Below are 14,215 nucleotides of genomic sequence, written 5' to 3'. Positions count from 1 at the left end.
TGGATGGGGACCGGTTCGGCCCTGGAGAAAGCCTATTGGCGCGGACTTAGGCTGTGTAGACTGCAATTCGTGGACCTATCGTCTACATATGTGGACTTTCCATGCTCAACCTCAATGACCTGGTCCTGTTCGCCGCCGCGGTCGAGGAAGGCGGCTTCGCCGCCGCCGGGCGTCGCCTGGGGGTGCCTAAATCCACCGTCAGCAAGCGCGTGGCCGAGCTCGAAGCCGGCCTGCAGGCGCGGCTGATTCACCGCACCTCGCGCAGCTTCACCCTGACCGAGGTCGGCCGCGACTTCTACGAACACGCACGTGCCGCCCTGATCGAAACCGAGGCCGCCGAAGCCAGCGTGCGCCAACGCGTCGCCGAACCCAGCGGCAGCGTGCGCATCACCGCCTCGGTGCCGACCGCGCAGTTGTACCTGGCCGAGCACCTGCCGCGACTCGCGCAACGTCATCCGAAACTGCAACTGCAGTTGGACGTGACCGATCGTTTCGTCGACCTCGTCCAGGAGGGTTACGACATCGCCCTGCGCAGCCACTTCGCGCCGTTGCCGGATTCCGGGCTGGTGCAGCGTTCCCTGGTGGTGGAAACCATCGTCCTGGTCGCCGCGCCCGCCTATCTCGACGCGCAGGGCATGCCGGCCACGCCGTCGCAGTTGTCCATGCACGACGGCCTGCTCACCAGCGCCGCGGCCACGGCCTGGAACCTGCAACACCGCGACGGCGAACGCGCGCAGGCGACGCCGCGCGCACGCATGAGCGCGAACGAATCCACCGCCTTGCTGCGCGCGGCCTGCGCCGGCCTCGGCATCGCCTGCCTGCCGGAAGCGTTCTGCGCCCGAGCGCTGCGCGCCGGCGAATTGCAGCGGGTATTACCCGACTGGAACGCCGGCCGCGTGACCACGACCCTGGTGATGCCGCACCGCCGCGGCCTGCTGCCGGGCGTGCGCGCGACGGTCGAGTTCCTCGCCGACTGCCTGGGCGAAACCCAGCAAGCCGGTGAAGGCGCCGCTTGATCAGCGGCGTGCGCCGCGCTCGAGCAGGTACCGCCGCAACGCGTCGGTGCGCGCCTGGTTCAAGGGCGAGCGCCACACCGGCCCGCCGCCCGCGTGCAGGCGTACCGACACGCCCAGGTTGACGTCGGCGCCGCGCTCGACCAAGTAAGCGACCGCGCCGAGGTCGCCGCTGCGCGCGGCGTTGATCAGCGGCGTTTCGTCGTCTTCGACGATCGCGTCGACCTCGGCGCCGGCCTCGACCAGACGCCGCAGCACCGGCAGATTGCCTGGTTGCGCCGAGGCGGCGATCAGCGGATTGCCGTCGCCGGGCACGGCGAGGTCGACGTCCGCTCCCAGCCGCAGCAACTCGTCGACCAGCAGTGCATCGCGCTCGCGCGCGGCCTGGATCAGCGCGGTGCCGTCGCCGGGCACGACCGCGTCGATGTCGGCACCGCGGCCGACCAGATTGCGCAGGCGATCGATGCGGTGCGCCTTGACCGCGGCGATCAGGGCGGTGCCGTCGTCGGATGCGGCGCTCGCCGGCGCCAGCAGCGGCAGCAGCAGGGCGGCGGCCAGCGCCGCGCACAGGCCGGTGCGGATCGGGTACTGAAGTTTCATCGCGATCTCCGTGGTGCGGCGCGCGCTCAGCGGCGCGGGCCGTTGGGGTCGTAACCGGCGTCGAGCAGCACGCGCTGCACCGCGCGCTGCTCATCGGGGCTGGTGGCCTTGTGGTAAAGGTTGATCACCACGCCTTCGTTGGAGGCGATCAACAGGCTCTTGAGCACTTCGTCGCGCAGCGCCGGCGCAGCGCGCACGTTCGGGTACAGGGCCAGCAGATCGCGGGTGGCGTTGGCCGTGCCCAGGGCCTTGATCGCCTCGATCCGGGTCGGCGCATCGACCGAACTGCGCGCCACTTCCGCCAGCACCTCGCTCTGTCCGGCCACGCCCAGCGCCTGCAATGCGCCCTGGCGCAGGGCCGGGTCGGGACCATGGCGCGCGACCTCGGCCAGAGTGTCGTAGCTGCCGGCCACGCCCATGGCCTTGAGCACCAGCAGCTTGCGCTTAGGATCGGACACCGCGGCGTAGACGTTGCCCAGCTCGTCGCCGGCGTTGGCCACCGCGAGCATGCGCACCGCACGCTCGGCCAGCAGCGGATCCCTGCCGCGCGCTACCACCGCGACCTGCGCCATCGCGCCGGCGTCGTCCATCTGGCTAAGCAGGAACAGCGCGCGTTGCTTGAGCCGCGGCGCGCCGCCGCCATTGAGCATCGCCACCAGTTTCGGGATCGCCTGCGCCGGCGGCTGCCGCAGCAGGGATTCCAGCGAGTCGTCGCGGGCGCTCGCAGTGCCGCCCTCGCCGCTGCGCAGCAACAGCGCCGCGTCGCGGTTCCAGCGGCTGCGCGGGTATTCGGCGCGCAAACGCCTGACCAGCACGGTCGCCTCGTCGTCGCGGCCGGCGCGCTTGAGCGCGTAGGCCTGCCAATAGATCGCGGCATCGACCGCTGTGGGTTCGCTCTGGCGCAGCCGGCGTTCGAGGTCGGCGAAACGCTGCTGGGCGAGCTTCCAGTCGCCCGCGCCGAGCGCACCGTGGCCCTGCCAGTACAAAGCGTTCAACTCGCCGCCGGGATCGGCCGGCGCCGCCGCCAAGGGGCCGGCGAACAGCAGCGTCGCCAGCGCCAGCGCCGTCAGCCGCGGCCGCAGGGTCTTGAATCGCATCATGTCGTCACTCCTTCCTGCTGCGCGGGCTCGCCGCTGCGCTGTTGCAGACGCGCTTCGACCGCGCGCACCTGGAACACCAGATCGCTGCCGTCGACGTAGTCGCGCAGTGCGTTTTCATTTTCGATGCCCTCGGCGGGCGTGCGGTTAGCCAGTTCGATCAGAGTCGGCTCCAGCGAGCGCAGGAAGCCGGCCAGCGCGCGGTCACCGCGTTCGCTCGCGGCCGCCGCGTACAGGCGGTTGTCGTCGACCAGATCGCGGACGTAGTCCCCGTCGATCGGGGCCAGCGCGCCGCCGTCGTTGTTGACCACGCTCAGCAGCAGGCCTTCGGTGCTGCGCAGATGAGTGGCGACATAGGCGTCGAGCACGCGGTCGGCGGCCATGTCCTGGGCACCGCCCTGGGTCGCTTCGGGCGCGCGATCCTGCACCGCGACCGGCGCGGTCGCCGGCGGCGCCACGTCGCGGCGCGCGAACGGCAGGTACACCGCCAAGGCCAGCACCGCGGCCGAAGCCAGGCCCGCTCCCCAGGCGCGCAGGCGGCGGCGCGGGCGCGCATGCGCGCGTGCGGCCGACAGCGGCAACGTGGCGGTCGCCGGCGCGGCGGTTTCGTGCAGTCGCGGCTGCAGGCGCTGCCACAGCCGCGCTTCCAGATCGGGATCGTACGGCGGCAGCGCGTCGGCGTCGGCCGCGGCCAGCACCTGGCGCAGCGCCTGGTAGCGCGCGGCCAGCTCCGGCGACGCGGCCAGCGCGGATTCGATCTCGCGCAGGCGCTCGGGCGTCAGGCCGTCGCGGTAGTGGTACAGGATCAGGTCGTCGTCGCGGATGGACATGGCTTACCTCAACGGTTCCAGCGCGTCGCGCAACTTGCGCACGGCGCGGAAGATGGCCTGCTTGCACTGGCCGGTGTTCAAACCCAGGGTCTCGGCGATCCGTTCCAGCGGTTCGCCTTCCCAATGACGCAGGACGAAAGCCGCGCGCTCGGACGGACTCAGGCGCTGCATCTGGCGGTCGATGCGCTGGCCGATCTGCACGCCGGAGGCGCGCGCCTCCGGATCGGGCGCGTCGTCCGGCAGCGAGGCCAGGAAGTCCGCGCCCTCGTCCTCGTCCGCCACCGGCCCGGTCGCGTCCTGGCGGTGACGGGCGTTGCGGCGCAGTTGCTCCAGCGCGGCGTTGACCGCGATCCGGTGCAACCAGGTCGAGAACGCGGCGCGGCCGTCGTAGCTATCCAGCCCGCGCCAAGCCTTGTAGAACGCCTCCTGCACCGCGTCCTCGGCCAGGGCGGCATCGCGGGTGATGCGGAAACACAGTTGCAGCAGGGGCCGCGCATGGGCCTGGACCAGGTCGCGGAACGCGCGCTCGTCGCCCGCCCGCGCGCGTGCCACCGCCGTTTGCGCCGCGCTGTCCAAGGGTGGGTCGCCGCCGTCCATCCCCATAGGATGCACGCCCCCCGGATTCGGTTAGCACGGATTTTTGCGATCCGATGCCGGCCCATGCCGGCCGAGGCCGCGGGCCTAGAACCGGTAGCGGATCTTGGCCAGCAGCTGGTCGGCGTCGCGCAGCCCCAGGGCGTCCTCGAACAGCTCGCCGCTGCCGTAGCCGTCGCGTTCCTGGCGCCGGTAGCCGCCGCGCGAATAAGCCAGGAACACGTCCGACTGCGGCCCCAGCAAGTAGCGGTAGCGCAGTTGCAGACCGAAATTGTTGACGTCGAAGTCCGGGCGCGCCTGGCCGGCGGCGGTCAGCTGACCCGAGGGCTGCAGCCGGTAGCGCTCGCCCTGGCTGCCGCGCACCGCCACCCATTCGGATTTGAGGCGCAGCTCGTGGCGCTGGCCCGGGAACCAGCTCAGGCCGAGGCTGGCGAAGTCGCCGCTACGCTCGTAGCGGCCGAAGTCGCGCCCGCCCTCCCAGATCAGCCAGTCCTCACCGCGGTCCGGGCCGAATTCGAACGACGCGTTGAAGGCATCGCTGGGGTACCAGTTGGCGCTGAGGACCAGTTCCTGGGTCGGCCGCGCGCTCAGTCCGCGTGGCGCCAGTTCGAGCGAGGCGCCCAGCGACCAGTGGCCGTAGCGGCGGCTGGCGTAGCCGACTTCGGTGGTGTAGCGGCCGGAACGATGCCACAGACCGTTGCCGCGCGAGATCAGGTCGTCCCAGCCGTCGCTGATCAGGCTGGCCTCCAGATAAATCAGATCGCCGCTGCGGAAATTGAGGTTGCCGCCCAGCAGCAGGTAGGTCGGCAGACGATCGCCGCGGTCGTTGCTGCGCGCCTGCAGCTCGGCCGACCAGCGCGTGCTGCCCAGCTTGGAATTCGCGTCCTCGATCCGGTGCAGGTACACGCCGGTCGCCTCCATTTCGTTGAGGCTGGCGCGGCGCTGGAAACCCAGATCGTTGAAGTCGAGCCGCTCGCCGAAATGGGTGAGTTCCAGCTCGTAGCGCCAGCGGCTCGACGGCGTCCAGTTGATCCGCAGCCAGGCGCCGTTGCCGTCGCTGCTGCGCCCGGCTTGGTCGATGAAGCTGGCCAGGGCCTGGGCGTTGACGATCAGCCGTTCGTTGGGCTTCCAGCTCAGATCCAGCGCCTGCACCTGGGCCTCGCGATCGCGGTAGGGCCGCTGCACCAGGCTGCCCAGCCAGCCCAGGTTGAGCCCCGGACGCAGCGGGTACTGCAGCCGCGCCGCGTAGAAATCGCGGCCGGCTTCGCCCTCCTCGCTGGCCGCGAGCAGGCCGTAGCCGAGCGCGCCCAGCGAACCGTTGAGCTTGAGCGCGGCGTCGATGTCGCTGGCGCCGGAACCGTCGTCGGCGTCGCCGCCGATCCGGCGGGTGTGGATCAGGCGCCCCGAATCGGGCGTGGTCAAAGCGAAGATGCTTTGGTTCTCGGTGAAGAACGGTCGCCGGTCGCTGTAGAAGGTCTCGACCGCGTCGAAGTTGATCACCAGATCGTCGGACTCGACCTGGCCGAAATCCGGATTGACCGTGGCGCTGAGCTGGAAGGTCGGCGAAGGCTTCCAGAACACGTCGACGCCGGCGTTGTAGCGGGTGCGGCCGTCGATCAGGTCGTGGTTGGCGGTCAGGTAGGGCCAGAAGTGCAGCAGCGGCTTGCGGTACTGGGCGATCTCGACGGATTCGAACCCCGACACGAAGCGGCCGCGCGAGGTCGCCACCGCTGGGTACGCCTGGCGCTCGCCGTTGCTGCCCAGGGTGCGGCTGAAATAGACGTTGACCTTGCGCGTGGCCGCGTCGGTGCCGCGCATGGTCGCGACCGACCACGGGATCAGCAGCTCGGCCTGCCAACCGGTTTCGCTCTCGCTCACCGCCCAGGACCAGTCGGTGTCCCAGTCCAGGTTCAGCACGTTCTCGTTGGCGACCACGCCGTCCTGGACCGAGCCGGACAGGTCCACGCTGAAGCTGTAGGCGCTGCGCCCGTCGCCGTCGAAATCGATGCTGACGTTGACGCGGTCGGCGGCGCGGTCCCGGTCGCGCTCCAGGCGCGGCTTGACCCGCGCGAACGCGCTGGACTGCTCAAGCTCGAACGCCACCGCGATGCCGTCGGGCGTGGACAGCAGCCGCGCCTTCGTGCCCGTGCCGGCGGCCGGCGCCTCCAGGCGGTAAGGCTCGGTGACCTTGAAGTCCTGGTAGGTGCGCGCCTGCTGCCATTCGGCCTCGTCGAACTTTCCGTCGACCACGATGGCCGCCTGCGCGCTGGCGCACAAACCCAGCGACAACACTAGCCCACCGCATGCCTGCGCATGCGTTCTGAATTTCCTGGTTTTCATCGAACCCCTGAACTGTCGATCGTTTTGTCGACCTAGGGGATTGGATGCAGCGATCGCGCGTTAGTCATCAAGGCCGATCGCTTCGGCGCAAACGAATGCGCCAGGCCGGTAGCGGCCTGGCGCAGGAACCACCGCCGACGCGGCGCGGACTACTGGACCAGGCCGCGATTCTGCTGTTGCGCCTGCTGCCAGCTCTGCTGGGTCGGCGCGGCCACGTTGGCGATTTCCTGGGTGTTCTGCTCGACGGTGCGGTTGAGCATGGCCTGCTCGGGGTGACTCACCACGTCGCGCGCGCCGCTGAAGCCGTGATCGCGCACCGCATACAGATTGCCTTCGTGGCTCACCACGCGCGAGATGTCGGGCATGTGATTCTGCTTGGCGAACAGCGCCACCGACGAAGCCAGGACCTCCTGCTGCTGCGGCAGCAGGCCCTTGTATTCGTCCTGCACGCACTTGAGCGCGTTGCAGTACAGCGGATGGTCCGGGTGGCGCCCGTCGTTGAGCAGGATCGCCCGTTGCGGCTGCGGCATGCCGAAAGGCTGTCCGCCGAAACTGCCTTCCTGCATGCTGCCGATACCGCCGTAGACCTGCCGCACGGTCGAGCGGATCTCGTCGCGCATGTTGCCGGACACGACCATTTGATCTTCGCTGTAATCGCCCGGCAGCGCCTTGATCTCGACGTCGTCGCGGAACTGGCCCAGGCCGTTCAGTTCCCACTCGTGCGAACTGTTGGCGCTACGGCCGACCAGACGCAGGTTGCTGGTCTCGTTGTACGCGTCCAGCGCATTGGCCTTGGTGGCGACGCCGTTGTCGGCGTACTTCATCATTTCCTCGGCCAGGATCTCGAACGGAATGCGGTGGTCGATGTCCAAGGCATCGCGGGTCAGCAGTTGACCCGAGGCGTCGCACTTGAACAGCGGCACCTCGGTGATATTGCCGGTGGTCGGGCTCTTCATGTGCACGGAGCCCGCATAGGCCTGCGCCAGCTGCGCCTCGTACCACTTTCCGGCCACCTTCGCGTCGAACGCCAAACCCTTCCGCCCGTCCTCCGGCGCCCACTGCGCGCCCGTCGTCTTGGCGGTGCGGCGCGCCAGATCGCGATCCTCGTCGAACTCGGGATGGTCGGCCTTGGCGTCGAAGCTCAGGCGCTTGTCGACCCATTCCTGCCATTCCGGCGAATTCGGGCCGTAGGTGCCGTACACCAGATCGGCGCTGTCGCGCGCGCGATTCACCACCGCCGGCAGCATGCGCAGGTTGCTGACGTCGTTGTAGGCCTTGTGGGCGTCGGCATGCGTCTGCACGCCGAGGTTGTCGAAGTGCTCCAGCACCTGCGTCTTATGATCGATGTCCAGCGCATCGGTGCTGTGCCAGGTATCGGTTTGGGCGTTGTGGAACAGCACCACCTTGCCGTGATCGTTACCCACCAGCTGCGGGCTCATCTTCTCGAACGCCCAGTCGTTGCGCATGTATTCGACGGTGGAATCGTAAAAGCCGACCGAGGAACGGGTATCGCTATCGGTCCAGGGCTTGTTGCGCAGCTTGGCGCCGTGCTCGGGCGGCGACAGGTCCTCCCAGCTGACCAGGGTGACGGTCTTTCCGCTGTTCAGATCGACGTCTTCGAATTGGTAGGGCATGGCACGGCTCCTGGGCGATGACGCTGCGGCGTCCTTGGCGGCGGGCGTAGGACGGGCGCGGGCCCGCCGGTACGTCGTGGATCGGGTCGGCCCGGTACGGGGCCTGGGTCGTCGACAACGAGGCTTCGACGGCCGATGAGCGGCGCTTCAACATGCGGCCCGCCGCGTGCCCGGCGAACGCCGGGGCCGTCGTGCCCCGGGCGTCCCGCCGGACAGCGGCGCGGCTTACTTGGTCATCGAGAAAGTGTGGCTCTGCGGCGCCTGCGTCGTGGTCTGGGTCGGCGGCGTCAAGGCCGCGACCTCGCGCGTGTTCTGCTCCACGGTCCGGCCGTTGAACTGCTTCTCGTCGACATGGACCACCTGACGCGAAGCCGGCCCGGTGTCGCGCACCACGTACACCATGCCCTCGTCGCTGCGCACCACGCGGCTGATGTCCGGCATGTTGTTGGCCTTGGCGAGCAGGACCAGGGACGAGGCGACGATCTCCTGCTGCGGCTGCAACAGCTTGCCGGCGTATTCCTTCTGCACGCCCGCCAACGCACTCTGGTAGAGCTTGTTGTCCGGATGGCGCCCGTCGTTGAGCAGGATCGGGCTGCTCGAACTCGCGGTGCTCAAGGTGAGCGGGCTGCTGGAGCTTGCGCCGTTCAGGGAGAACCCGCTGCTGCTCTGCGGCATCGATGCGAAGCTGTGCTCCTGGATGCTGGAGATCGTGCCGCGGCCCTGGCCCATGGCGCTGCGCACCTGGTCGCGGATGCTGCTGGACACCACCAGTTCGTCTTCGTCGTAGTCGTCCGACAGGCTCTCGCCGTCGTCGTCGCGGTAGGTCATCTCCTCGTTGAGTTCCCACTCGTGCGAGCTGTTGGCGCTGCGGCCGACCAGGCGCAGGTTGCTGGTCTCGTTATAGGCGTCCAGGGCCTGGGCCTTGCTGGCCGTGCCGTTGTCGGTGTACTTCATCATCTCCTTGGCCAGGATCTCGAACGGCAGTTCGTGATCGATGTCCAAGGCGTCGCGGGTGCACAGCTGCCCGGAAGCCGAGCAATAGAACAGGTGCACGTTCTGCTTGATGCCGGTGGTCGGGTGGGGCATCGCCACCGTGGTCGCGTACTGCTTTTCCAGCTGCGCCTCGTACCACTTGCCGACCACTTTGGCGTCGAAGCTCAGGCCCTTGCGGCCGTCGTCCGGCGACCAGTCCTTGCTGGTGGTGGCGACCGTGCGCCGGGCCAGGTCGGTACTGGGATCGAATTCGGGATGACTGGCCTTGGCATCGAAATTGAAACGCTCATCGACCCATTCTTTCCACTGCTTGGAATCTTTGCCGTAGGTGTTCAGCACGTTGTCGGCGCTGTCGCGGGCGCGATTCACCACCGCCGGCAGCATGCGCAGGTTGCTGACGTCGTTGTAGGCCATGTGGGCCTCGGAGTGGGTCTTCACGCCCTTGGCCGCGAAGTGGTCCTTCCACTGCACGACATGGTCGATGTCGAGCGCATCGGTGGAATGCCAGGTGTTGGTGGATGCGTTGTGGTACAGCATCAGACTGCCTTTCGGCGTCGTCACCGGCGTGGCCGACATGTGCTTGGCGGCCCAGTCGTTGCGCATGTACTCGACGGTGGAATCGTAGAAGCCGACGCTGGCGCGGGTGTCGGTGGTCTTCCACGGTTTGCTCTGCAGTTTCGCCCCGTGCTGGGTCGGCGACTCGTCTTCCCAGCTGACCAGGGTGACCTGCTTGCCGCTGGCGAAGGTCTGCTTCTCGAATTCGTAGCCCATAACCGCATCTCCTTGTCGATGACGCTTCGACTTCCGTGATGATCAGGCGACGGCCGGCCCCTACCCCCGGCTCGGCCTTGCCCGGGCCGAGCGGAGCTCAGGGCGGGCAGGCGGCGAGGATACCGCTACTGGCCACCCCCATGACACTTTTTGTCCCCACCCGGCACGGGCATAGGCGACGAGCGGTCGCGCGGCGCCGCGAGCCGGACGACGCGACCGAACGAAGGCCCGGCTGGACCACGATGGGCAGATAAACGGCTCCAGCGGCGCCGGCCGGCCAGAGCGCGGGCGGCGACAGCGGCATCGGCGACGGCAGCGCTGGTAACAGCAGCGCCCGCCGCCGTTTGCGTCGTCCTTGCTTAGAAGGAGTCGCCCGGGATCCGCACCCAGCCTTCCATCAGCACGCGCGCGCTGCGGCTCATCACCGCCTTGGTCACGATCCACTTGCCATCGACCTGCTGCGCCTGTGCACCGACGCGCAGCGTGCCCGAGGGATGGCCGAAGCGCACGACCTCGCGCTGCCGGTTGCCGGCGGCGAGGTTGACCAGGGTGCCGGGGATCGAAGCGGCGGTGCCGATCGCGACCGCGGCCGTGCCCATCATGGCGTGGTGCAGCTTGCCCATCGACAGTGCGCGCGCCAGCAGGTCGATGTCGCCGGCTGCGACCTGTTTTCCACTGGAGGACACGTAGTCCTGCGGCGGCGCGACGAAGGCGACCTTGGGCGTGTGCTGGCGCTGCGCCGCGGCTTCCACGTTCGGGATCAGGCCCATGCGCACCGCGCCGTGGGCGCGGATGGCTTCGAACATCGCCAGCGCCTTGGCGTCGCCGTTGATCGCGCCCTGCAGTTCGGTGCCTGTGTAGCCGATGTCGGCGGCGTTGAGGAAGATGGTCGGCACGCCGACGTTGATCATGGTCGCGCGCAGCGTGCCCACGCCCGGGACTTCGAGGTCGTCGACGAGATTGCCGGTCGGAAACATCGCGCCGCCGCCCTCGCCTTCGTCGGCCGGGTCGATGAACTCCAATTGGATTTCCGCGGCCGGGAAGGTAACGCCGTCGAGTTCGAAGTCGCCGGTTTCCTGGACCTGGCCGTCGCTGACCGGCACGTGCGCGACGATGGTCTTGCCGATGTTGGCCTGCCAGATGCGCACGACCACGGTGCCGTCCTGCGGAATACGGTTGGGATCGATCAGGCCGGCAGCGATCGCGAACGGACCGACCGCGGCGCTGAGGTTGCCGCAGTTGCCGCTCCAGTCGACGAAAGGCTGTTCGATGGCGACCTGGCCGTAGAGGTAGTCGACATCGTGGTCGGGCACCGAGGCCTTGGAGACGATCACGCACTTGCTGGTGCTGGAGGTCGCCCCGCCCATGCCGTCGGTGTGCTTGCCGTAGGGATCGGGCGAGCCGATCACCCGCATCAACAGGGCGTCGCGCGCCTGGCCCGGCGTCTGCGCGGCGACCGGCAGGTCTTGCAAACGGAAGAACACGCCTTTGCTGGTGCCGCCGCGCAGGTAGGTGGCGGGGATGCGGATCTGCGGAGAGTGGGACATGGGCATTCTCTAGCGGTTGCGTTCGGGAATCGCGGACGGCCTCAGGCCGCCTGCACGGATTCCAGGAAGTCGTTGGCGAAGCGCTGCAGCACGCCGCCGGCCTCGTAGATCGAGACTTCCTCGGCGGTGTCGAGGCGGCAGGTCACCGGCACTTCGACGCGCTCGCCGTTGCGGCGATGGACGACCAGCGTCAGCGTCGCGCGCGGCGTGCGTTCGCCGATCACGTCGAAGGTCTCGGTGCCGTCCAGGCCGATGGTCTTGCGGTCGGTGCCGGGCAGGAACTCCAGCGGCAGCACGCCCATGCCGATCAGGTTGGTGCGATGGATGCGCTCGAAGCCCTCGGCCGCGATCGCCTCCACGCCCGCCAGGCGCACGCCCTTGGCCGCCCAGTCGCGCGAGGAGCCCTGGCCGTAGTCGGCGCCGGCGACGATGATCAGCGGCTGGCGGCGGTCCATATAGGTCTCGATCGCCTCCCACATGCGCGCCACCTGGCCCTCCGGTTCGATCCGCGCCAGCGAGCCCTGCACGACCTTGCCGGCCTCGTCGCGGACCATTTCGTTGAGCAGCTTGGGATTGGCGAAGGTCGCGCGCTGCGCGGTGAGGTGATCGCCGCGGTGGGTCGCGTAGGAATTGAAGTCCTCTTCCGGCAGGCCCATCTTCGCCAGGTACTCGCCGGCGGCGCTGTCGAGCAGGATCGCGTTCGACGGCGACAGGTGATCGGTGGTGATGTTGTCGCCGAGCACCGCGAGCGGACGCATGCCGGTCAGCGTGCGTTCGCCGGCCAGCGCGCCTTCCCAGTACGGCGGACGGCGGATGTAGGTGCTCTGCGGACGCCAGTCGTACAGCGGGCTGATCTTGGCGCCGTGCTCGACGCTGAACTTGAACATCGGGTCGTAGACCTGGCGGAACTGCTCGGGCTTCACGCTGGCGGCGACGATCGCGTCGATCTCCTCGTCGCTGGGCCACAGGTCCTTGAGCGTGATCGGCTGGCCGTCGGCGTCGAAGCCGAGCGCGTCCTTCTCGATATCGAAGCGCACCGTGCCGGCGATGGCGTAGGCGACCACCAGCGGCGGCGAGGCCAGGAACGCCTGCTTGGCGTAGGGATGGATGCGGCCGTCGAAGTTGCGGTTGCCCGACAGCACGGCGGTCGCGTAGAGGTCGCGTTCGATCACTTCCTTCTGGATCGCCGGATCCAGCGCGCCGCTCATGCCGTTGCAGGTGGTGCAGGCGAAACCGACGATGCCGAAGCCGAGCTGTTCCAGCTCCGGCAGCAACCTGGCTTCCTCCAGGTACAGCTGCACGGCCTTGGAACCCGGCGCCAGCGAAGTCTTCACCCAGGGCTTGCGGCTCAGGCCGCGCGCGTTGGCGTTGCGCGCCAACAGGCCGGCGGCGATCACGTTGCGCGGGTTGCTGGTGTTGGTGCAGCTGGTGATGGCGGCGATGATCACCGCGCCGTCGGGCATCTGGCCCGGCACGTCTTGCCAGGCGCCGGCGATGCCGCGCGCGGCCAGTTCCGAGGTCGGCAGGCGCTTGTGCGGGTTGGACGGGCCGGCCATGTTGCGGACCACCGAGCTCAGGTCGAAGCTCAGGCTGCGCTCGTACTCGGCATCGGCCAGCGAATCGGACCACAGGCCGGCCTGCCTGGCGTAGGTCTCGACCAGCTTGACCTGCGCATCCTCGCGGCCGGTGAGGCGCAGGTAGTCGATGGTCTTGTCGTCGATGGAGAACATCGCCGCGGTCGCGCCGTACTCCGGCGCCATGTTGGAGATGGTGGCGCGGTCGCCCAGGGTCAGCGCGGATGCGCCCGCGCCGTGGAACTCGAGGTAGGCGCCGACCACTTTGGACTGGCGCAGGAACTCGGTCAGCGCCAGCACGATGTCGGTGGCGGTGATGCCGGGCTGCGGCTTGCCGGTCAGCTCCACGCCGACGATTTCCGGCAGGCGCATCCACGAGGCGCGGCCGAGCATTACGCTCTCCGCCTCCAGGCCGCCGACGCCGATCGCGATCACGCCCAGCGCGTCGACGTGCGGGGTGTGGCTGTCGGTGCCGACCAGGGTGTCGGGGAAGGCGACGCCGTCGCGCGCGTGCACCACCGGCGACATCCGCTCCAGATTGATCTGATGCATGATCCCGTTGCCCGGCGGGATCACATCGACGTTCTTGAACGCCAGCTTGGTCCAGTTGATGAAGTGGAAGCGGTCTTCGTTGCGGCGGTCCTCGATGGCGCGGTTCTTGGCGAACGCGCCCTTGTCGAAGCCCGGAGCTTCCACCGCCAGCGAGTGGTCGACGATCAGCTGCGTCGGCACCACCGGATTGACCTGGGCCGGGTCGCCGCCGCGCTCGGCGATGGCGTCGCGCAGGCCCGCCAGATCGACCAACGCGGTCTGGCCCAGGATGTCGTGGCAGACCACGCGCGCCGGGAACCAGGGGAAGTCCAGGTCGCGGCGGCGCTCTATCAGCTGGGTCAGATAGGCCGTCAGCATCGCCGGTTCGGCCCGCCGCACCAGGTTTTCCGCATGCACGCGCGAGGTGTAGGGCAAGCGGTCGTAGGCGCCGGGCGCGATCGCCTCGATCGCGGCACGGGCGTCGTAGAAGTCGAGCTCGGTGCCCGGGAGCGGCTTGCGGTAATCAGAATTCATGGCTGGCTGCTGGATTGGGAGACATGAGGGACGGCGACGCGGCACGCGGACCGGAGCCCGCACGCATGCGGCCATACGGAAGCCAGGGGGCGACGACGCCAAGACCGGGACTCGCCCGGCGATGAGGATTATCCCGCAATCGCCCGCTGACCGGGGC

The 14,215-nt window shown here is 68.7% G+C and carries 10 protein-coding genes; 1 reads left to right on the top strand and 9 read right to left on the bottom strand.

All coding sequences use genetic code 11. The features are described from left to right. Positions 1-101: 101 nt before the first annotated feature. Positions 102-1,016, top strand: a complete 915-nt coding sequence (locus ASD78_RS01655) for a LysR substrate-binding domain-containing protein (protein ID WP_056097911.1) — start codon at positions 102-104, stop codon at positions 1,014-1,016. On the opposite strand, the gene ASD78_RS01650 is transcribed toward ASD78_RS01655, so the two are convergent. The 9 genes from ASD78_RS01650 to acnD form a co-directional block, all read right to left on the bottom strand. Continuing rightward, complete coding sequence (locus tag ASD78_RS01650; RefSeq protein ID WP_056097909.1) at positions 1,017-1,613, bottom strand: ankyrin repeat domain-containing protein; 597 nt, start codon at positions 1,611-1,613, stop codon at positions 1,017-1,019. It lies immediately after the preceding gene. A 26-nt stretch (positions 1,614-1,639) separates the two neighbouring features. Next, positions 1,640-2,713: a hypothetical protein gene (locus ASD78_RS01645; RefSeq protein WP_055908066.1), complete on the bottom strand. Its 1,074-nt coding sequence runs from the start codon at positions 2,711-2,713 to the stop codon at positions 1,640-1,642. Continuing rightward, positions 2,710-3,540 (bottom strand): hypothetical protein, encoded by an 831-nt coding sequence (locus ASD78_RS01640; protein WP_056097907.1) that lies wholly within the window; start codon positions 3,538-3,540, stop codon positions 2,710-2,712. Before ASD78_RS01640 ends, ASD78_RS01645 begins: the two co-directional genes overlap by 4 nt. Before the next feature lie 3 nt (positions 3,541-3,543). After that, on the bottom strand, positions 3,544-4,143 hold the full coding sequence (locus tag ASD78_RS01635) for a sigma-70 family RNA polymerase sigma factor (protein ID WP_082575378.1): 600 nt from the start codon (positions 4,141-4,143) through the stop codon (positions 3,544-3,546). A 78-nt stretch (positions 4,144-4,221) separates the two neighbouring features. After that, on the bottom strand, positions 4,222-6,423 hold the full coding sequence (locus tag ASD78_RS01630) for a DUF5916 domain-containing protein (RefSeq protein WP_056097903.1): 2,202 nt from the start codon (positions 6,421-6,423) through the stop codon (positions 4,222-4,224). Positions 6,424-6,623: 200 nt separating this feature from the next. Continuing rightward, positions 6,624-8,108, bottom strand: coding sequence for an XVIPCD domain-containing protein (locus tag ASD78_RS01625; protein WP_056097900.1), 1,485 nt, complete (start codon positions 8,106-8,108; stop codon positions 6,624-6,626). Positions 8,109-8,333: 225 nt separating this feature from the next. Continuing rightward, positions 8,334-9,872: an XVIPCD domain-containing protein gene (locus tag ASD78_RS01620; protein WP_055908049.1), complete on the bottom strand. Its 1,539-nt coding sequence runs from the start codon at positions 9,870-9,872 to the stop codon at positions 8,334-8,336. A gap of 359 nt (positions 9,873-10,231) precedes the next feature. Continuing rightward, on the bottom strand, positions 10,232-11,419 hold the full coding sequence (gene prpF / locus ASD78_RS01615; RefSeq protein WP_056097898.1) for a 2-methylaconitate cis-trans isomerase PrpF: 1,188 nt from the start codon (positions 11,417-11,419) through the stop codon (positions 10,232-10,234). Between the two features lie 41 nt (positions 11,420-11,460). Further along, positions 11,461-14,058, bottom strand: a complete 2,598-nt coding sequence (gene acnD / locus ASD78_RS01610; RefSeq protein ID WP_056097896.1) for a Fe/S-dependent 2-methylisocitrate dehydratase AcnD — start codon at positions 14,056-14,058, stop codon at positions 11,461-11,463. Positions 14,059-14,215: the final 157 nt, after the last annotated feature.

This window comes from Lysobacter sp. Root667, assembly GCF_001427715.1.
Classification (GTDB): Bacteria; Pseudomonadota; Gammaproteobacteria; order Xanthomonadales; family Xanthomonadaceae; genus Lysobacter.
This window is presented reverse-complemented; position numbering and strand designations above follow the sequence as displayed.